Origin of the sequence: Thermaurantiacus tibetensis, assembly GCF_015354055.1 — a bacterium.
Classification (GTDB): domain Bacteria; phylum Pseudomonadota; class Alphaproteobacteria; order Sphingomonadales; family Sphingomonadaceae; genus Thermaurantiacus; species Thermaurantiacus tibetensis.
Genome location: NZ_JACHTM010000002.1, coordinates 145,899 through 165,118 on the forward strand (window position 1 = coordinate 145,899; position 19,220 = coordinate 165,118).

21 protein-coding genes are annotated in these 19,220 nt (G+C 69.6%); all 21 read right to left on the reverse strand.

Annotated elements, in window-relative coordinates; all coding sequences use genetic code 11:
• Position 1: 1 nt before the first annotated feature.
• The 21 genes from rpsQ to secA all read right to left on the reverse strand — a co-directional run bounded on the left by rpsQ (position 2) and on the right by secA (position 19,163).
• The gene (gene rpsQ / locus H3H34_RS05335) at positions 2 to 283 is read right to left on the reverse strand and encodes a 30S ribosomal protein S17 (RefSeq protein WP_194744254.1); all 282 of its coding nucleotides are present in this window, start codon (positions 281 to 283) and stop codon (positions 2 to 4) included.
• Complete coding sequence (rpmC, locus tag H3H34_RS05340; protein WP_194744255.1) at positions 283 to 504, reverse strand: 50S ribosomal protein L29; 222 nt, start codon at positions 502 to 504, stop codon at positions 283 to 285. Before rpmC ends, rpsQ begins: the two co-directional genes overlap by 1 nt.
• A gap of 2 nt (positions 505 to 506) precedes the next feature.
• Positions 507 to 932, reverse strand: a complete 426-nt coding sequence (gene rplP / locus H3H34_RS05345; protein ID WP_194744256.1) for a 50S ribosomal protein L16 — start codon at positions 930 to 932, stop codon at positions 507 to 509.
• 57 nt (positions 933 to 989) lie between these two features.
• Positions 990 to 1,685 carry a 30S ribosomal protein S3 gene (gene rpsC, locus H3H34_RS05350; protein WP_194744257.1) on the reverse strand — a complete coding sequence of 232 codons (696 nt, stop codon included), beginning with the start codon at positions 1,683 to 1,685 and terminating at the stop codon, positions 990 to 992.
• A 4-nt stretch (positions 1,686 to 1,689) separates the two neighbouring features.
• A complete protein-coding gene (rplV, locus tag H3H34_RS05355) occupies positions 1,690 to 2,073 on the reverse strand; it encodes a 50S ribosomal protein L22 (protein ID WP_194744258.1) in 384 nt (127 codons plus the stop codon).
• Between the two features lie 3 nt (positions 2,074 to 2,076).
• Positions 2,077 to 2,340 (reverse strand): 30S ribosomal protein S19, encoded by a 264-nt coding sequence (rpsS, locus tag H3H34_RS05360; protein ID WP_194744259.1) that lies wholly within the window; start codon positions 2,338 to 2,340, stop codon positions 2,077 to 2,079.
• Between the two features lie 3 nt (positions 2,341 to 2,343).
• Positions 2,344 to 3,180 (reverse strand): 50S ribosomal protein L2, encoded by an 837-nt coding sequence (rplB, locus tag H3H34_RS05365; protein WP_194744260.1) that lies wholly within the window; start codon positions 3,178 to 3,180, stop codon positions 2,344 to 2,346.
• Between the two features lie 4 nt (positions 3,181 to 3,184).
• Positions 3,185 to 3,499, reverse strand: a complete 315-nt coding sequence (locus tag H3H34_RS05370) for a 50S ribosomal protein L23 (RefSeq protein ID WP_194744261.1) — start codon at positions 3,497 to 3,499, stop codon at positions 3,185 to 3,187.
• A gap of 2 nt (positions 3,500 to 3,501) precedes the next feature.
• Positions 3,502 to 4,149 carry a 50S ribosomal protein L4 gene (gene rplD / locus H3H34_RS05375; RefSeq protein ID WP_194744262.1) on the reverse strand — a complete coding sequence of 216 codons (648 nt, stop codon included), beginning with the start codon at positions 4,147 to 4,149 and terminating at the stop codon, positions 3,502 to 3,504.
• Complete coding sequence (gene rplC, locus H3H34_RS05380) at positions 4,146 to 4,892, reverse strand: 50S ribosomal protein L3 (protein WP_194744263.1); 747 nt, start codon at positions 4,890 to 4,892, stop codon at positions 4,146 to 4,148. Before rplC ends, rplD begins: the two co-directional genes overlap by 4 nt.
• A 97-nt stretch (positions 4,893 to 4,989) precedes the next feature.
• On the reverse strand, positions 4,990 to 5,304 hold the full coding sequence (rpsJ, locus tag H3H34_RS05385; protein ID WP_194744264.1) for a 30S ribosomal protein S10: 315 nt from the start codon (positions 5,302 to 5,304) through the stop codon (positions 4,990 to 4,992).
• Between the two features lie 125 nt (positions 5,305 to 5,429).
• Entirely contained in the window at positions 5,430 to 6,620 is a 1,191-nt protein-coding gene (tuf, locus tag H3H34_RS05390; protein ID WP_194744265.1) for an elongation factor Tu, read from the reverse strand.
• A 51-nt stretch (positions 6,621 to 6,671) separates the two neighbouring features.
• Positions 6,672 to 8,744 (reverse strand): elongation factor G, encoded by a 2,073-nt coding sequence (gene fusA, locus H3H34_RS05395; RefSeq protein WP_194744266.1) that lies wholly within the window; start codon positions 8,742 to 8,744, stop codon positions 6,672 to 6,674.
• 36 nt (positions 8,745 to 8,780) lie between these two features.
• Positions 8,781 to 9,251, reverse strand: a complete 471-nt coding sequence (rpsG, locus tag H3H34_RS05400; RefSeq protein ID WP_194744267.1) for a 30S ribosomal protein S7 — start codon at positions 9,249 to 9,251, stop codon at positions 8,781 to 8,783.
• 14 nt (positions 9,252 to 9,265) lie between these two features.
• Complete coding sequence (rpsL, locus tag H3H34_RS05405; RefSeq protein WP_194744268.1) at positions 9,266 to 9,637, reverse strand: 30S ribosomal protein S12; 372 nt, start codon at positions 9,635 to 9,637, stop codon at positions 9,266 to 9,268.
• Between the two features lie 157 nt (positions 9,638 to 9,794).
• Entirely contained in the window at positions 9,795 to 11,996 is a 2,202-nt protein-coding gene (locus H3H34_RS05410) for a putative bifunctional diguanylate cyclase/phosphodiesterase (protein ID WP_194751872.1), read from the reverse strand.
• A 96-nt stretch (positions 11,997 to 12,092) separates the two neighbouring features.
• Positions 12,093 to 13,355, reverse strand: coding sequence for a Xaa-Pro dipeptidase (locus tag H3H34_RS05415; RefSeq protein WP_328831335.1), 1,263 nt, complete (start codon positions 13,353 to 13,355; stop codon positions 12,093 to 12,095).
• Positions 13,352 to 14,131 (reverse strand): enoyl-CoA hydratase, encoded by a 780-nt coding sequence (locus H3H34_RS05420; protein ID WP_194744270.1) that lies wholly within the window; start codon positions 14,129 to 14,131, stop codon positions 13,352 to 13,354. The genes H3H34_RS05415 and H3H34_RS05420 overlap by 4 nt, the downstream gene beginning before the upstream one ends.
• Positions 14,132 to 14,160: 29 nt before the next feature.
• Positions 14,161 to 15,420 carry an MgtC/SapB family protein gene (locus tag H3H34_RS05425; protein ID WP_194744271.1) on the reverse strand — a complete coding sequence of 420 codons (1,260 nt, stop codon included), beginning with the start codon at positions 15,418 to 15,420 and terminating at the stop codon, positions 14,161 to 14,163.
• 62 nt (positions 15,421 to 15,482) lie between these two features.
• A complete protein-coding gene (locus tag H3H34_RS05430; protein WP_194744272.1) occupies positions 15,483 to 16,313 on the reverse strand; it encodes a phytanoyl-CoA dioxygenase family protein in 831 nt (276 codons plus the stop codon).
• A 66-nt stretch (positions 16,314 to 16,379) separates the two neighbouring features.
• On the reverse strand, positions 16,380 to 19,163 hold the full coding sequence (gene secA / locus H3H34_RS05435) for a preprotein translocase subunit SecA (protein WP_194744273.1): 2,784 nt from the start codon (positions 19,161 to 19,163) through the stop codon (positions 16,380 to 16,382).
• Between the last annotated feature and the right edge of the window lie 57 nt (positions 19,164 to 19,220).

A 19,220-nucleotide genomic window follows, 5' to 3' on the forward strand; every position in this document is an offset into this window, starting at 1 on the left:
GTCAGGCCACTCCTTCCGCAGGTGCGTCCGCCGCTTCGACGGCGCGCGCCCCCACCTTGCCGATCACGCGCCACGTCTTCAGCTTGGAGATGGGCGCGCACTCCTCGATCCGCACCACGTCGCCCACCCGGTAGGCATTCGCCTCGTCGTGGGCGTGATACTTCTTCGAGCGGCGGATGATCTTCCCGTAGACGGGGTGAGGCACCCGCCGCTCGACGAGCACCACGACCGTGCGGTCGGGCTTGTCCGAGACCACGGTTCCCTGAAGGACACGCTTGGGCATCAGCTGGCTCCCTGGCCGGCGTGCCGCGCAGCAGCGCGGGCGCGGGCCGACTGTTCGGTCTTGATGCGGGCGATGGTGCGGCGCACGTCCCTCACCCGCGACGGCTTCTCGAGCTGCTGGGTTGCCGCCTGGAAGCGGAGGTTCAGCTGCTCGCGCTTGAGCTCGGCAAGCCGGCGCTCGAGGTCGGCATCCGACAGGCTCTTCACATCCTCGCGTGCCATCCTCAGCCCTCCCTCGCCTCGCCGAGCCGGACGACCATCTTGGTCTTGATCGGCAGCTTCGCCGACGCCCGCTCGAAGGCACCGGCGGCCACCTCCTGGCTCACGCCGTCGAGCTCGAACATGATCCGCCCCGGCTTTACCCGGCAGACCCAGTATTCGGGCGAGCCCTTGCCCGAGCCCATCCGCACTTCGGCCGGCTTCGACGAGACCGGGATATCGGGGAAGATGCGGATCCACAGCCGCCCCTGCCGCTTGATGTGGCGGGTGATGGCGCGGCGCGCGCTCTCGATCTGGCGGGCGGTGATCCGCTCGGGCTCGAGCGCCTTCAGGCCGAAGGCGCCGAAGTTGAGCGTGGCACCGCCCTTGGCCTGGCCGTGGATCCGCCCCTTGTGGGCCTTCCGGAACTTCGTCCGCTTGGGTTGCAGCATCGTCTTTCGCCTTCAGTCGAGGGAGGGCCCTCCGATAAGGCGACGGGGAACCGTCGCCTACCGGGCCGGGCGCACTCCCGAAGTCTGGGATTCGAGCATCAGCCGGTCCTGGGCCATCGGGTCATGGCCGAGGATCTCGCCCTTGAAGATCCAGACCTTCACCCCGCAGACGCCATACGCCGTGTGGGCCTGGGCTTCGGCATAGTCGACGTTGGCCCGAAGCGTGTGGAGCGGCACCCGGCCCTCGCGATACCATTCGGTCCGCGCGATCTCGGCGCCCCCGAGCCGGCCCGAGCAGGTAATGCGGATGCCTTCCGCCCCCAGCCGCAGCGCCGACTGCACCGCCCGCTTCATCGCCCGCCGGAACGCGACCCGGCGCTCCAGCTGGTCGGCCACCCCTTGCGCCACGAGCTTCGCGTCGATCTCGGGCTTGCGGATCTCGACGATGTTGAGCGTCACGTCGCTCTTCGTCATCGCGGAGAGCGCCTTCCGCAGCTTGTCGATGTCAGCGCCCTTCTTGCCGATGATGACGCCGGGGCGCGCCGCGTAGATGGACACGCGGCACAGCTTCGCCGGCCGCTCGATCACCACCCTCGAAATCGCCGCCTGCGGGTGCGTCTTCATGATGTAGTCGCGGATCTTGAGATCCTCGAGCAGCAGCCGGCCATACTCCGGGCCGCTCGCGTACCAGCGGCTGTCCCAGGTGCGGTTGATCTGGAGGCGAAGGCCGATCGGCGAGGTCTTCTGTCCCATGCCCTTACGCTCCCGCCTCGTCCATCTCGCGCACGACGATCCTGAGGCGCGAGAAGGGCTTCACGATCCGCGCCGAGCGACCGCGGGCGCGCGTTGCGAACCGCTTCATGGTGAGCGCCTTGCCCACGCTCGCCTCCTTCACGAACAGCCGATCGACGTCGAGGTTGTGGTTGTTCTCGGCGTTGGCGATCGCCGACTGCAGGCACTTCTTCACATCGACCGCCATGGCCTTCTTCGAGAAGGTCAGGATGTTCACCGCCTCCTCGGCCTTGCGGCCGCGGATGAGGCCGGCCACCAGGTTGAGCTTGTAGGGGCTGCCGCGCACGGCGGCCGCCACGGCAAGCGCTTCCTTCTCGTCCACCTTGCGGGGCTTCACGGGCTTCGCCATCGCCTACCTCTTCGCCTTCTTGTCGGCGGCATGGCCGTGGAAGGTTCGCGTGGGTGCGAACTCGCCGAGCTTCATGCCCACCATGTCCTCATTCACCGACACGGGGATGAACTTGCGGCCGTTGTACACGTTGAACGTGTGGCCGACGAACTCGGGCACGATCGTCGAGCGCCGCGACCAGGTCTTGATCGGCCCGCGCGCGCCCGCGCGCACCTTCTTCAGGAGGTGCAGGTCGACGAACGGACCCTTCCAGACGGAACGTGCCATCCCCTACCTCTTCTTCTTCGCGTGGCGGCTGCGGATGATCATCTTGTCGGTCGCCTTGTTGTGGCGCGTGCGCGCGCCCTTTGTCGGCTTGCCCCAGGGCGTCACCGGGTGCCGGCCGCCCGAGGTGCGGCCCTCGCCGCCGCCGTGCGGGTGGTCCACCGGGTTCTTGGCAACGCCCCGCGTCAGCGGCCGCCGCCCCAGCCAGCGGGCGCGGCCGGCCTTGGCCAGGTTCTGGTTGGCGTTGTCGGGGTTGGAGACCGCCCCCACGCTCGCCATGCAGTCGGCCCGGACGTAGCGCTGCTCGCCCGAGTTGAGGCGGACAATGACCATCCCCCGGTCGCGGCCCACCACCTGGATGAAGGTGCCGGCTGCACGCGCAAGCTGCCCGCCCTTGCCCGGCTTCAGCTCGACATTGTGGACGATGGTGCCGACCGGCACCTGGCCGATCTCCATCGCGTTGCCCGGCTTCACGTCGCACTTCCGCGCTGCGACCACCGTGTCGCCCGGCGCAAGGCGCTGGGGTGCCAGGATGTAGGAGAGATCCCCGTTGCCGTAGCGGATGAGGGCGATGAAGGCCGAGCGGTTCGGGTCATACTCCAGCCGCTCGACGGTCGCCGGGTCGTCCCAGCGCCGGCGCTTGAAGTCGACCAGGCGATAGCGCTGCTTGTGACCGCCGCCGATGCCGCGCGAGGTGGCATGGCCCATGTTGTTGCGGCCGCCGGTCTTGGTCTTGCCCTCGGTCAGCGCCTTGACGGGCTTGCCCTTCCAGAGGCTGGAGCGATCGACGAGGACGAGGCCGCGGCGGGCGGGGCTCGTGGGGTTGAAGGTCTTGAGCGCCATCGCCTCAGACTCCCGTGGTCACGTCGATCGACTGGCCGGGCGCCAGCGTCACGAACGCCTTCTTGACGTCGGAGCGCACATAGGGGCGGCCGCGCCAGCGCCCGGCCTTGCCCTTGGCCACCAGCGTGTTGACCGCGGTGACCTTCACGCCAAAGAGCGCCTCGACGGCCGCGCGGATCTCAGGCTTCGTCGCGCCGCGCGCCACTTCGAACACCACCTGGTTGTGCTCGCCCACGCGCGTGGTCTTCTCGGTGATGAGCGGCCGCCGCACCACGTCATAGTGGCGGAGATCGACGGCCTGCGCCTTGTCCTTCGCCATGGTCAGGCCTCCTTCGCCGGCGCCGCCCCGCGGGCGAGCCGGGCCTCGAGCGCCGCCACCGCCGCACGGGTCAGCACGAGGTGGTCGTGGTTCAGGATGTCGTAGACGTTGGCGCCAACCGCCGGCAGCACGTCCACCTTGTGGAGGTTGCGGCTGGCCAGCGCGAAGTTCACGTCGACCGCCGAACCGTCGACGAACAGCCCGTTCGAGACCCCGAGCTTCGCGAGCCCCTCCTTCAGCACCTTCGTCTTCGCCGCCTCGAGCGCCAGGTTGTCGACGACGAGGAGCTTGCCCTCCTGCGCCTTGGCCGAGAGCGCGCACTTCAGGCCGAGCGCCCGGATCTTCTTGTTGAGCGACGGGTCGAAGTCGCGCCGGCGGGGGCCATGCGCCTTGCCGCCGCCGATGAACTGCGGCGCGGCGCGGTTGCCGTGGCGGGCGCTGCCCGAACCCTTCTGGCGGCCGAACTTCTTGCCGGTGCGGTCCACGTCGCCCCGCTCGCGCGCGGCGCGCGCCGTCGCCCGGCGCTTCTCGAGCTGCCAGGTGACGACACGATGGAGGATGTCGGCGCGCGGCGCGATGGCGAACACCTCGTCCGCAAGCTCGATGTCGCCAGCGCTCGACCCCGCGAGCGTCTTCACTTCGACCTTCATTGTTCCTCGCCTCCGGCCGGCGCCTGGCCGGCATCCCCGGCCGCCGCCACGGCCTCCGCAGGCGCTGCAGCCGCCTTGAGCCCCGCCGGGTAGGGCGCGCCCTCCGGCCGCGGCGCCTTCACCGCATCGCGCACGAGAAGCCAGCTGCCCTTGGCCCCCGGCACCGAGCCGCGCACGAAGAGAAGGTCGCGCTCGGGATCGGTCATGACGATCTCGAGGTTCTGCTGGGTGCGCCGGCGGTCGCCCATGTGGCCCGCCATCTTCTTGTTCTTGAACACCCGGCCCGGGTCCTGGCGGTTGCCGGTCGAGCCGTGCGAGCGGTGCGAGACCGAAACGCCGTGGGTCGCGCGGAGGCCGCCGAAGCCCCAGCGCTTCATGGCGCCGGCAAAGCCCTTGCCCTGCGTGGTGCCCGTCACGTCCACCATCTGCCCCGGCACGAAGTGGCTTGCCGAAAGCGTTGCCCCCACCGCGACGAGCGCGTCAGGCGCCACCCGAAACTCCGCGAGCTTCGCCTTGGGCGCCACCTCGGCTGCGCCGAAGTGCCCGCGCTCGGGCTTGGTGAGCGCCTTCGCCTTGCCCGCGCCCGCACCCACCTGGAGCGCGACATAGCCGTCGCGCTCGGGCGTGCGCTGCGCCACCACCTGGTTCTCCTCGAGCGCCAGCACCGTCACGGGGACATGGGCCCCGTCCTCGGTGAACAGGCGGGTCATGCCCACCTTCCTGGCGATCACGCCGGTCCGCATCGTCCGTCCTCTCGCACAGAGGCCCCGTCAAGGCGCCGTCTCCGGCTCCTCTCGGGGGCATGTTCCGCGGGGCTTCCCCCGCCCTGTCGCAGGGGTCTCAGCCCTGCAGCTTGATCTCCACGTCCACGCCCGCCGCAAGGTCGAGCTTCATCAGCGCATCGACCGTCTGCGGCGTCGGCTTCACGATGTCCAGAAGCCGCTTGTAGGTCCTGACCTCGAACTGCTCCCGCGACTTCTTGTCGATGTGCGGGGACCGGTTCACGGTGAACCGCTCGATCCGGGTCGGGAGCGGAATCGGGCCCCGCACGTCGGCTCCGGTTCGCTTGGCCGTCTCGGCGATCTCGTTCGTCGCCGTGTCCAGCACCCGGTAGTCGAATGCCTTCAGCCTGATCCGGATGTTCTGCGTTTCCATGGTCCTGCCCGATCCTCGCGCCCGCGTCGTATCCGCAGCCGTTCCGCCTGTGTCGAACCCGTCTGGTCAAAAAGCGACCGGCCGGCCACCGAACGATTCGGCGGCCAGCCGGCCTCTTCTTCCTACTACTTGACGATCTGCGAGACAACCCCGGCGCCGACGGTCCGGCCGCCCTCGCGGATGGCGAAGCGCAGGCCCTGGTCCATGGCGATGGGGGCGATGAGCTTCACGCCCAGCTGCACGTTCTCGCCCGGCATCACCATCTCGGTGCCCTCCGGCAGCTGGACAGTGCCGGTGACGTCGGTCGTGCGGAAGTAGAACTGCGGCCGGTAGTTGGCGAAGAACGGCGTGTGCCGGCCGCCCTCGTCCTTGGAGAGGACGTAGACCTCGGCCTTGAACTCGGTGTGCGGCGTGATCGAGCCGGGCTTGGCGAGCACCTGGCCGCGCTCCACTTCCTCGCGCTTGGTGCCGCGCAGCAGCGCGCCGATGTTGTCGCCGGCGCGGCCCTCGTCGAGGAGCTTGCGGAACATCTCGACGCCCGTCACCACCGTCTTGGCGGTGTCGCGGATGCCGACGATCTCCACTTCGTCGCCCACCTTGACGACGCCGGTCTCCACCCGGCCGGTCACGACCGTGCCGCGGCCCGAGATCGAGAACACGTCCTCGATCGGCATGAGGAACGGCTTGTCGAGCGGCCGCTCGGGCTGCGGGATATACTCGTCGACCGCGCGCATGAGCTCGAGGATCGCCTGCTTGCCGATCTCGGGCCGCTTGTCCTCGAGCGCCATCAGCGCCGAGCCCTTGATGATGGGGATGTCGTCGCCCGGAAACTCATACTTGGTGAGCAGCTCGCGCACCTCGAGCTCGACGAGCTCGAGGATCTCGGGGTCGTCCACCATGTCGACCTTGTTCATGAAGACCACGAGCGCCGGCACGCCCACCTGGCGGGCAAGGAGGATGTGCTCGCGGGTCTGCGGCATCGGCCCGTCGGTCGCGGAGACCACGAGGATGGCGCCGTCCATCTGCGCCGCCCCGGTGATCATGTTCTTCACATAGTCCGCGTGGCCGGGGCAGTCGACGTGGGCGTAGTGGCGCTTCTCGGTTTCGTACTCGACGTGGGCGGTCGAGATGGTGATGCCGCGCTCGCGCTCCTCGGGCGCCTTGTCGATCTGGTCGTAGGCGGTGTAGGTCGCGCCGCCGGTCTCGGCCAGCACCTTGGTGATCGCCGCCGTCAGCGACGTCTTGCCATGGTCGACGTGACCGATGGTGCCGATGTTGCAGTGCGGCTTCGTCCGCTCGAACTTCGCCTTCGCCATTGTCCTGTCCTCTTCACTCCACGCTTTGTCGACCCCGATTGCGAGACAAGGTCAGGCCAGCTTCGCCTTGACTTCCTCGGCCACATTGGCGGGGACTTCCTCGTAGTGGCTGAACTGCATGGTGTACTGCGCGCGGCCCTGGGTCATCGACCGCAGCTGGTTGACGTAGCCGAACATGTTGGCCAGCGGCACGAGGGCCTCGATCACCTGCGCGTTGCCACGGGTGTCGGTGCCCAGGATCTGGCCGCGCCGGGCGTTGAGGTCGCCGATGCAGTCGCCCATGAACTCCTCGGGCGTCACAACCTCGACCTTCATCATCGGCTCGAGGAGCTTGATGCCCGCTTTCTGCGCGGCCTCGCGCATCGCGCCGCGGCCGGTGATCTCGAAGGCGAGCGCCGAGGAGTCGACGTCGTGGTAGGCGCCGTCGACCAGCGTCGCCTTGAAGTCGATGATGGGGAAGCCGATGAGGGCGCCCGACTGCGCCACTTCCCGGATGCCCTTCTCGACCGCCGGGATATACTCCTTGGGCACGTTGCCGCCCTTCACCTCGTCGACGAAGATGACGCCCGAGCCGCGCTCGCCGGGCTCGACGACGAGCTTCACCCGGCCGAACTGGCCGGACCCGCCGGTCTGCTTCTTGTGGGTGTAGTCCACCTCGACGCGGCGGGCGAGCGCTTCGCGGTAGGCCACCTGCGGCGCCCCGACATTGGCCTCCACCTTGAATTCCCGCTTCATGCGGTCGACGATGATCTCGAGGTGGAGCTCGCCCATCCCCTTGATGATGGTCTGGCCGCTCTCCGTGTCGGTGGTCACCCGGAAGCTCGGGTCCTCCTGCGCCAGGCGGTTCAAGGCAATGCCCATCTTCTCCTGGTCGGCCTTGGTCTTGGGCTCGACCGCCACCTCGATCACCGGCTCGGGGAACTCCATCCGCTCGAGGATGATGGGGGCGTTGGGCGCGCACAGCGTGTCGCCCGTCGTCACTTCCTTCAGGCCGACGAGGGCCACGATGTCGCCCGCATTGGCCTCCTTGATGTCCTCGCGGTTGTTGGCGTGCATGAGGAGCATCCGGCCGATCTTCTCGCGCTTGTCCTTGGTCGAGTTGAGCACGGTCGACGCGCTCTCGAGCGTGCCGGAATAGATGCGCGCGAAGGTGAGCGTGCCGACGAACGGGTCGGACATGATCTTGAAGGCGAGCGCCGCGAAGGGCGCCTTGTCGTCGGCCGGCCGCTCGTCGGGCGTGCCGTCGGGCTTCACGCCCTGGACGGGCGGGATGTCGAGCGGGCTCGGCAGATAGTCGACGACGGCGTCGAGCAGCGGCTGCACGCCCTTGTTCTTGAACGCCGAGCCGGTGAGCACGGGCACGAACGCGAACGAGATGGTGCCCTTGCGGATGAGGCGCTTCAGCGTCTCAACGTCCGGCTCCTGGCCTTCGAGATAGGCCTCCATCACCTGGTCGTCCTGCTCGACCGCGGTCTCGATGAGCTCGGCACGCGCGGCCGCGGCCTTCTCCTTGAGCTCCTCGGGGATGGGCTGGAACTCGTACTTGGCGCCGAGCGACTCCTCGAGCCAGATGATGGCGCGGTTCTCGACGAGGTCCACGAGCCCCTTGAAGTCGCTCTCGATGCCGATGGGAAGGTAAAGGACCAGCGGCCGCGCGCCGAGCCGGTCGCGGATCATCTCCACGCAGCGCTCGAAGTTGGCGCCCGTGCGGTCGAGCTTGTTGACGAAGCACATCCGCGGCACGCGGTACTTGTCGGCCTGGCGCCACACCGTCTCCGACTGCGGCTCGACGCCCGCCACGCCGTCGAACACGGCGATCGCGCCATCGAGCACCCGCAAGCTGCGCTCGACCTCGATGGTGAAGTCGACGTGGCCGGGCGTGTCGATGATGTTGATCCGGTGGTCGCGCCAGAAGCAGGTGGTGGCAGCCGAGGTGATGGTGATGCCGCGCTCCTGCTCCTGCTCCATCCAGTCCATGGTCGCGGTGCCCTCGTGCACCTCGCCGATCTTGTAGGACTTGCCCGTGTAGTAGAGGATCCGCTCGGTCGTCGTCGTCTTGCCGGCGTCGATGTGCGCCATGATGCCGATGTTGCGGTAGCGCTCAAGCGGGTGGCTGCGGGGCATGGTCTAGACCTCCGGCAAGGCGTGGCGGGGCAGGGGTTACCAGCGGTAGTGCGAGAAGGCGCGGTTGGCCTCGGCCATCCGGTGCGTGTCCTCGCGCTTCTTGACGGCCGAGCCGCGGTTGTTCGAGGCCTCGATGAGCTCGGCCGAGAGCCGGGCCGACATGGTCTTTTCCGAGCGGTTGCGCGCAGCCGCGATCAGCCAGCGGATGGCAAGCGCCTGGGCGCGCTCGGGGCGCACCTCGACCGGCACCTGGTAGGTCGCCCCGCCGACACGGCGGGAGCGGACCTCGACCATGGGCTTCACGTTGTCGAGCGCCTCGTGGAACACGTCGAGCGGCGCGCGCTTCAGGCGCGCCTCGATCGTGTCGAGCGCGGAGTAGACGATCGACTCGGCGACCGACTTCTTCCCTTCCATCATGACCAGGTTCATGAACTTGGTCAGCACCTGGTCCCCGTAGCGGGGGTCGGGCAGGATCTCGCGCTTCTCGGGGCGACGACGACGGGACATGGGCTCCTACCTTCTCACTTCGGCCGCTTGGCGCCGTACTTCGAGCGCGACTGCCTGCGGTCCTTGACCCCTTGGGTGTCGAGCACGCCGCGGAGCACATGGTAGCGCACGCCCGGCAGGTCCTTCACCCGGCCGCCGCGAATCAGCACGACCGAGTGCTCCTGCAGGTTGTGGCCCTCGCCCGGGATGTAGCCGATGACCTCGAAGCCGTTGGTGAGCCGGATCTTGGCCACCTTGCGGAGCGCCGAGTTCGGCTTCTTCGGCGTCGTCGTGTAGACGCGCGTGCACACCCCGCGCTTCTGCGGGCAGGCCTCCATCGCGGGCACCTTGTTGCGCGCCCGCTGGGGCTCGCGGCCCTTGCGAATCAGCTGGTTGATCGTCGGCATGCGCGTCCTTCGAACCTTCACCCAAAGCAAACGAGCCCTCCCCGTGCCGAGGGAGAGCCCTCCACGTTGCCGTGGCCCGCTCAAGGGTTGGGAGAACCATGACGGCGCGGCGCACCGCGCCACGACCTTCCGGACGGAAGCTGCGTTTAGGCCATGCCTACGACCAGCCCGTGAGCGAGCGCGGCCCATAGCGCCGCACCCCCGGCGCGTCAACTGCCGGCTCCCCGCCCTCGGCCTCCTGCCGGCCGAGGAGCTCGGCAATGGCCTCCGCGCTTCGCGCCGAATGGAACAGCCAGCCCTGCAGCGCGCAGCAGCCGACCCGCCGCGCCACCTGAAGATGGGCATCGGTCTCGATGCCCTCGGCCACGACCTCGATGTCGAGCGCGGAGGCGATGCGGGCAGTCGCCTCGAGGATGGTGACGCTCTGCGGCCGCTGGACCGCCTCTTCGACGAGGCTGCGGTCGATCTTGACCTTGTCGAAGGCGAACCGGCGCAGGAAGCCGATCGACGCATAGCCGGTGCCGAAGTCGTCGAGCGAGAGGCGGACGCCGAGCGCCCGGATGCGGTCGAGCATGGCCGCCGCGCGATCCGCGTCCTCGACGAGGCAGGTCTCCGTCAGCTCGAGTTCCAGCCGCGCGGCGGGAAAACCGGTCCGGGCGAGGATGGCCGCGATCTCCTCGGCAAGCTCGGGGTTGCGGAGCTGCGCCGCCGAGACGTTGACGGCGAGCCGCAGCGGCGCCCAGGGGAGCGCATCCCGGCAGGCGCGCTCGAGGACGAAGAGGCCGATCGCGTTGATGAGCCCCGTCTCCTCGGCCACGGGGATGAAGACGGCCGGGCTGACCCGGCCCAGGCTCGGGCTCGACCAGCGGAGCAATGCCTCGACCGCAACAATGCGGCGGCCGCTCGCGTCCATGAGCGGCTGGTAGACGAGCTCGAACCCGCCCGTCTTGAGCGCGTCCCGGAGCTCCTGCTCGATCCGGTGGGCATCGGCCTGCCGCTGGTCGTGGACGTCAGAATAGACGACCATCTGTCCCCGCCCCCCGCGCTTGGCCGCATACATGGCCACATCCGCCCGGCGCAGGAGCTCGCTTGCGTCCGCCTCTCCAAGCGTGCCGTGCGCAAGACCAATGCTCGAGCCGATCGAGAGCGTGATCTCGCCGATCCGGAACGGCTCCTCGAGCACGGCGAGCAGGCGCCGGGCGATGTCCTGCCCGCGCGCAAGACTGTTGGGGCCCGAGACCACCACGGCGAACTCGTCCCCGCCGAGGCGTCCGACCTGGCCGTCGGCGCCGCAGATGGCGGTGAGCCGGCGGGCGAAGGCTAGAAGCAGGTGGTCCCCGGCCATATGCCCGTAATTGTCGTTGACTGCCTTGAACCCGTCGAGGTCAAGCATCGCGACGGTCACGCTTCCGCCACCAAGCAGACCCCGCCCAAGCGCGTCGCGGATGGCGCGCCGGTTGGGCAGGCCGGAGAGCCCGTCGAGCAGCGCCTGGCGCGCAAGCTCCTCGGCCTGCCGCCAAGCCTTGCGCACGCCTGCCAGGCCCAGGAGGAGGAGAAGCGCGCCGACCCCGGCCAGCCATGGCAGGAGTTCGGCGAGTGCCCGCTGGCCGACCGGCGTGCCCGTCCAGGTGAGCCAGGCCAGCGGCTCGCCATCGTCCCGCGGCAGCCGGAGGGCGTGAGCGCGGTCCGTGGGCGGGTCGAAGGCAAGCCGCAGGCCCTTGACCTGGAGAGTCCTTTCGAGCGACTCGAGTTCCTCGGCACCCACCTCCTTGGCGAAGACGAGGATGTCGGGGCCTGCTGCGGGAACTGTCGCTGCAAGCTCCGCGGACTCGGGAAGCACCACGTCGCGGCCGACGAAGAAGAGCCGGTCCCCGGCGCGCAGCAGGCCGCTTGCGGCATGGGGCAGGTCCGGCAGGCGCGACCGCATGGCCAGCTGGTCGGCCGAGGGCCTTGCAATCCGCTCCGCCGGCAGGGGCGCACCGCCGGCGTAGCCGAGCCGCGGCGTGCCATCCGCCCGCAGCTGGAGCGCGACGTCATAGCCGCGGCCGTCCCGCGTCACGTAGGCAAAGCTTTCCTCGAAGAAGGGCGTGAGCGCCTGCGAAACGTAGCTCGCCCGCGCCATGTCGTTCCAGTAGGCGTTGTCGTGGACGAGCGCTTCCATCGCCTCGAGCTGGAGCTCAATGGCGGCGTGGAGCGCGCGGCGCGTCCGCTCGCTCTCGAGCCCATCCACCGTCAGCGTGTAGTCGCGGACAAGGCCGAAGGCCGCGCCAGCCACCAGCAGCACGAGGAGCAGGTTCGGCAGGACCACCCGCAACGCCTCGCGCCGGAACGAGGCGCCCTGCCCCAGGGATTCCGTCATGCCCGGAAGTTACGGCACGACCATTGGCCGTTTTCAGCGTGGAAAGGCGCTCTGGAGCGGGCGTTCCAGCGTGAACGCGCGGAAGGGCTGTGACGGTCAGCGGCGGTCGGCCACCATCGTCCCGCCCTTGATGACGACGGCAACCCGCTCGAGCTCGGTCACGTCGGCGAGCGGATCGCCGGCCACCGCCACCATGTCGGCGAAGCGGCCCGGCGCGATCTGCCCAAGGTCGCCCGTCTTCTCGAGCGCTTCGGCGGCGTTGACGGTTGCCGCGCGGATCGCTTCCAAGGGCGTCATCCCGTAGCGCACCATGACCGCGAACTGGCGCGGCGCCTGGTCGTGGGGCATGACGCCGGCATCCGAGCCGAACACCATGCGCACGCCCGCGCGATGGGCCTTGCGGAAATTCTCGCGCTGGGCGTCCGCCACCTCGCGGTCCTTCCGGAGATTGTCCTCGAGCACGCCGTATTTCCGGCCCTCGGCCTGGGTGAATTCGGTGTTGTAGATGTCCATCGAGAGGAAGGTGCCGCGTTCCTTCGCAAGCCGGATGCCCTCGTCGTCGATGAGGCTCGCGTGCTCGATCGTGGTGATCCCGGCGCGGATCGCCGCCTTGATGCCCGCAGTGCCGTGGGCGTGGGCGGCGGTCGTCAGGCCCCACATGCGCGCTTCCTCGACGATGGCGCGAAGCTCCTCCTCGCGCTGCTGCTGCTGGCCCACCTCGGTGTTGCGGCTGAAGACGCCACCGGTCGCGCAGGTCTTGATGACCTCGGCACCGAACTTGCGCGCCTCGCGCACCCTGGCGCGCAGCGCCTCGGGCCCGTCGGCGATGCCGGCGGCCTTCTGCGCAAGGCTCGGGGGCAGCCAGTTGTTGTCGCAGTGGCCGCCCGTTGCGCCGAGCGCATGCGTTGCCGGGACGATGCGGGGGCCCGGGATGCGCCCGTCGTCGATCGCCTGCTTCAGCGCCACGTCGTCGTAGCGGCCCGAGCCGACGTTGCGGACGGTCGTGAAGCCGACCTTGAGCATTGCCTCGGCATTGGCCGCGCCGACGAGGGTCCAGTAGCCGTCGGTCTTGAGGAACCGGTCGACGCGGCCGATCCGCGGATCGCTCGTCAGATGGGTGTGCATGTCGATGAGGCCGGGCAGCAGCGTCAGGCCGGGAAGGTCGATCCGCTTCGCATCGGCCGGGGCCCTGCTGCCGTCGGTCGAGACGATCCGCCCGTCGGTGACGACAATGACCGGGTTCGGGACCATCCGCCCGGAGACGACGTCGACCATGCGTGCCGCCGTGATGACCACCGTCTCGGCGGCTGCGGGCGCGGCGAGCATGACCGCCGCGAGGGCGACGAGGGCGCGGGTCACCCCTGTGCCCTTCCGCGCGCCATCACCGCCGCGCGGCGCTGCTCCACCTCCTCCGGGCTGACGGCGCGGTTGGCGACCCGCGCGCGCCCGGTCTCGAGCGCCAGCGCCTCCCCGAACGGCAGGGCGAAGCCGTCGTCGATGAGGGCCTTGTAGGCCGAAAGGAAATGCGGATCGATCGAGGCCATGTCGGCGGCAAGCCGGCGCGCAGCCGGCAGCAGCTCGCCAGCAGGCAGCACCCGGTTGACGAGGCCCCAGCGCTCGGCGGTGGCGGCGTCGAGGAAGTTGCCGGTGAACGACAGCTCCTTTGCCCGCGAGATGCCGATCAAGCGCGAGAGCTTCTGCGAAAGCCCCCAGCCCGGCATGATGCCGACGCGCGCGTGGGTGTCGGCGAAGCGGGCATTCTCGGAAGCCAGGAGCACGTCGCAGGCGAGCGCCAGCTCGAAGCCGCCGGTGATGGCAACCCCGTTGATCGCGCCGATGACCGGCTTCCGGCACTGCTCGACTGCACGGCAGGGGTTGGCATCGGCGGTGGTGCCGGTCGCGTCGTCCATGGCGGCCGGGTCGGCCCCCAGTTCCTTGAGATCGAGCCCGGCCGAGAAGGCCCTGGTGCCAGCACCCGTCAGCACCACGGCGCGCACGTCGGCGCGCGCGTCCATCTCGCCCATCACTCGCGCGAGCTCCGCCCGGAGCGCGCGCGAGAGCGCGTTCATCGCCTCCGGCCGGTTGAGCGTGACGACCGCCACGCCATCCGCGACCTCGACCTCGACCAGCGCCATGCCGTTCCTCCCCGCCCTGTCTGCCCGTCCTAGAGCGGCCGGGCAAGCGCCGCCAGCCCTGCGGAGCCGCCGATCGCGACGGCCGTGACGACGAGCGGCACCGCGGCCGGCCAGCCGCGCCGCACGCCGCCGATGGCCAGCACGATGCCGGTCTTCCAGAGCGTGTTGGCAATGGCCGCGAAGGCCAGCAGCAGGCCGCCCGTCCGCGGGGCCACGGCATCGGCCGGAAGCTGCGAGAGGACAAGGATGGCGGCATCCACGTCGGCGAGCCCGGTCACGGCGAGTACCGCGCCGATGCCGAGCCCGCCCACCTGCCTGAGCAGCCAGCGCGAGAGGAGGACGAGCCCGGCGACGAGCGCGGCCAGCCCGAAGGCCGGCGCGAAGTCGAGCGGGTTGCCCAGCCGGACCGGCCCGGCGGTGCCCGTGCCACCGGCACTGCGGACGAGCCGCAGGGCGAGCAGCACCTGGACGGCAAGCGCAGGCAGGAGGACGAGGGCCAGCGATGGCAGGGCCCCAAGGGCAAGAAGGCCGGTGAGCACCAGCATCCGCGCGAGCATCACGGCCGAGGCAAGCGAGATGCCCGCAGCAAGAGCGGCCGAAGGCGCCTCCGGTTCGCGCAGCCTTCGGGCATAGGCCGCGGTCACCGCTCCGGAGGAGACGAGTGCGCCCACCGCGGCGGTGACGAGAAGCCCCTTCCCCGGCCCGAGCCGCCGGGTGAGCGCGTAGCCGACGAACGAGAGGCCGAGTACGAACACCACCACCAGCCAGAGCTGGCGCGGGTTCCACGCCTCCAGCGGCCCCATCGACCGGTCCGGCATGAGGGGCAGGATGACGAGCGCGACGATGGCGAAGCGGGCCACCGCCTCCATCTCGGCGCCGCTGATGCCGCGCAGCAGCTCATGGAGCCGCCCGCGCGAGGCGAGGATGAGGGTCATGACCGCCGCGACCGCCAGCGCCTCCACGCCCCGCCCCGAGGCGGCGAGCCAGCCGAGCCCGAGCGTGATGAGCCCGGCAAGCGCGCCAGTGGCCGACCGGCCGTGCGGCTCGGCACTTGCGCGGACATAGCCGGCCACCACGAGCGTCACGCCGCCCGCCACCAGGATCACGGCAAGCGGCTGCGGCAGGAGCGCGGCAAGCCCGCCGGCCAGCCCGAGCAGCCCGAAGGTACGGAAGCCGGCGACGCGCGTGCCGGCCTCGGCCGCGCGCGCCTGCCAGCCGCGCTCGAGCCCGACGAGAAGGCCGACGGCAAGCGCCAGCGCAAGGGGCGCGAGATCGGGGAGACGCTCCACGCCGGACCCCTAGCAGAAGGTGAAGATCTGATGACAGCCGCGTGCGCAGCGCCCGCCGGCCATCACGCGGGGTAGTGGGGCTCGGGCCGCTCGAGAAGACCCTCCCAGTGGACGAGGCTGGGACTGGGCGGGAGAGGCACGGGGCGGCCGGCACGGAAGGCCCATTCGCCGCGGTCGCAGTCCGCGGCGCGGACATAGCCGTTGATGAGAAGGCGGCGGGCGTGGCCGCTCCGGTTCGCGCCCGAGGCGTGGACGGTAAACGGCGACCAGAGCGCGAGATCGCCGGGCGCAAGGTGGAGCGGAACCTGCGCGGCCGGGTCGAGCCCTGCGGCGACAAGTTCGGAATCGTCGAGGGCGCGGCCGAGCACCGGGCCGGCCTGCGCCATGCCGAGCTCGCCGAGCAGGTGCGAGCGCGGGATCACGCGCAGGCAGCCGCTCGCCTCGTCGTGCGGGTCGATGGCAAGCCCGGTCTGGACATAGCTCGTCGCCAGGTTCCGGAAGGCCTCGCGCGGCCGGCGCGAGCGGCTGTCCTGGTGCCAGGCGAAGTCGGCGCCGGCTCCTTTCGGCTTCCAGTGGATCTGGTGGATGATCTGCTTGAGGTCAGGCCCGAGCAGGGGCGCAAGGAGGTCCGCATAGCGCGGGTGGGTGCGGAAGGCTTCGAGGCCCGGGTGGTGCCACACGGGCCACTGCGCCATGCGCAGCGCCGGCGGCGGACCCGGGCGAGTGTCATAGTAAAGGTTGCCGTGGCGGAACGGGCGGCCGTGGGCGAGCGCCTCGGCCTCGACGGCCTCTGCCAGCGCGGCAAGCGCGGCGACGGCCTCCCCGTCGAGGAAGCCGCGCACCACGGCATAGCCCTCGGCGCAATAGCGCGCGGCGACGGCCTCCGGGTCCATGGCCCGGTTCCTAGCCGGCCGACGTTGCAGGCGAAAGGCAGTCCCTGGAGCCCCCGGAGCGCGCCTTCAGAGCGTGCCGTGGCAGTGCTTGAACTTCTTGCCCGAGCCGCAGGGGCAGGGGGCATTGCGCGGCACGATCCGCTGCCAGGTCTCCGGGTCCTCGGGCACGAAGGCGGGGCCATACTGGGCTGCGACCGCGCGGGCGGACTCGAGCTCGTCGGGCGAAAGCGCATCGCCGAGTGCGAAGACGTTGGCGGCGGCACCTGCCGCGCCAAGGGGCCCGAGCGCCGGCATCCCGGGGCCGGGGCCGGCGCGGGGCCGGTCGAGCGAGAGGAAGTCAGGGAGCTCGGGCATGGGCGGCGGCTCTGGGAGGCGGAACTCGGCCAGCGAGAGCAGCCGGGTCACGTCCTCGCGGACGTTTCTCAGCATCCGCTCGAAGAGGGCGAAGGCCTCGCTCTTGTACTCGTTGATGGGGGTCTTCTGGGCGTAGGCGCGCAGGTGGATGACCTGGCGCAGGGCATCGAGGGTTGCCAGATGCTCCTTCCAGTGGTGGTCGAGCGACTGGAGCAGGAAGCTCTTCTCGATCTGCACCCACGTCTCGGGCGACACCTGGGCGATCTTGGCCTCCATCTTGGCATCGAGCGCCGCGTTCAGCCGCTCGATGAAGATCTCCTGGTCGACCGCTTCTTCCTCCATCCACGCGGCGATCGGCACGTCGAGCGCGAGCGTCTCGGAGACCGCCTTGCGGAGCCCCTCGACGTCCCACTGCTCGGGGTAGGTGCCCGGCGGACAGTGGGTCTCGACGATGTCGGCCACCGTGTCGCGGCGCATGTCGAGCACCACGTCGGAGACCTTCTCGGAGTCCATGATGTCCGCGCGCTGCTCGTAGACCACCTTGCGCTGGTCGTTCATCACGTTGTCGTACTCGAGCAGCTGCTTCCGGATCTCGTAGTTGCGCGCCTCGACCTTCTTCTGCGCGGTCTCGATCGCCTTCGAAATCCAGGGGTGGACGATCGCCTCGCCGTCCGCGAGCCCGCCCTTCATCACCCGGTGCAGGAGGTTCTGCTGGCCGAAGATGCGCAGGAGGTCGTCATCGAGGCTCAGGAAGAAGCGCGACAGCCCCGGATCCCCCTGGCGGCCCGAGCGGCCGCGCAGCTGGTTGTCGATCCGCCGGCTCTCGTGGCGCTCGGTGCCGAGCACGAAGAGGCCGCCCGCCTCGCGCACCTTCTCGCGCTCCGCCATCACCTCCGCCCGGATCTCGGCGATGCGGGCGTCGCGCTCCGGCCCTTCGGGAAGGCCGGCAAGCTCGTCTTGGATGCGGAACTCGACGTTGCCGCCGAGCTGGATGTCGGTGCCGCGGCCGGCCATGTTGGTGGCGATGGTGACGGCGCCGAACCGGCCGGCCTGGGCCACGATGTGGGCTTCCTGCTCATGGAAGCGGGCGTTGAGCACGCTGTGCTCGACTCCGGCTTCCTTCAGATAGGCCGAGAGCTTCTCCGACTTCTCGATCGAGACGGTGCCGACGAGCACGGGCTGGCCGCGCGCGCTCGCCTCCTTGATGGCGCGGACGATGGCGGCATATTTGTCCGCCTCGGTCTTGTAGAATTCGTCGTCCTCGTCGCGCCGGCGCACGGGCACGTTGGTCGGGATCTCGACGACGTTCAGCCGGTAGATGTCGTGGAACTCGGCGGCCTCGGTCGCGGCCGTGCCGGTCATGCCGGCAAGCTTCGGGTAGAGGCGGAAGTAGTTCTGGAAGGTGATGGACGCGAGCGTCTGGTTCTCGGGCTGGATCTCCACCCCCTCCTTCGCCTCGACGGCCTGGTGGAGCCCTTCCGACCAGCGCCGGCCTTCCATCATGCGGCCGGTGAACTCGTCGATGATGATGACCTTGCCGCCCTTCACGATATAGTCCGTGTCGCGGCGGAACATGATGTTGGCCCGGAGCGCCTGGTTCAGGTGGTGGACCACCTGGGTGTTCTCGAAGTCGTAGAGGTTGGACCCGACGAGGAGCCCGGCGGCCTCGAGCGCGCGCTCGGCCACCTCCGTCCCTTCCTCGGTCAGGATGACCGACTTCGACTTCTCGTCCTTCTCGTAGTGCTCGGGCTTCAGCGTCTTCACCAGCCGGTCGACGGCGATGTAGAGCTCCGACTTGTCCTCCGTCGGCCCCGAGATGATGAGGGGCGTGCGCGCCTCGTCGATCAGGATCGAGTCGACCTCGTCGACGATCGCGTAGTGGAATGGCCGCTGCACCATCTGGTCGCGGCTGTATTTCATGTTGTCGCGGAGATAGTCGAAGCCGAGCTCATTGTTGGTGGCGTAGGTGATGTCGGCCGCATAGGCCGCCTTGCGCTCGGCATCCGTCAGGTTGGGGATGATGACGCCGACCGACATGTCGAGGAAGCGGTAGATCTGGCCCATCCACTCGGCGTCGCGGCGGGCGAGATAGTCGTTGACCGTGACGACATGGACGCCCTTGCCGGTCAGGGCGTTCAGATAGACGGCAAGGGTCGCAACGAGCGTCTTGCCCTCGCCGGTCTTCATCTCGGCGATCTCGCCGCGGTGGAGCACGATCCCGCCGATCAGCTGCACGTCGAAGTGGCGAAGCCCGAGGGTGCGCTTCGAGGCCTCGCGCACGGTCGCGAAGGCCTCGGGCAGCAGCCGGTCGAGCGGCTCCCCGTTGGCCAGCCGCTGGCGGAAGGCCGCCGTCTGGCCACGCAGCGCCTCGTCCGTCATTCCCTCGAACTGTGGCTCGAGCGCGTTGATGGCCTTCACCAGCGGCTGGAGCGATTTCACGTAACGGTCGTTCGACGAGCCGAAGATGGCCTTGGCGACCTTGTTCAAACCGAGCATCAGGAGCCTTCATCGCCACGCGGCGCACGCGCGCCCGCATGCTCCGCGAGATAGGCC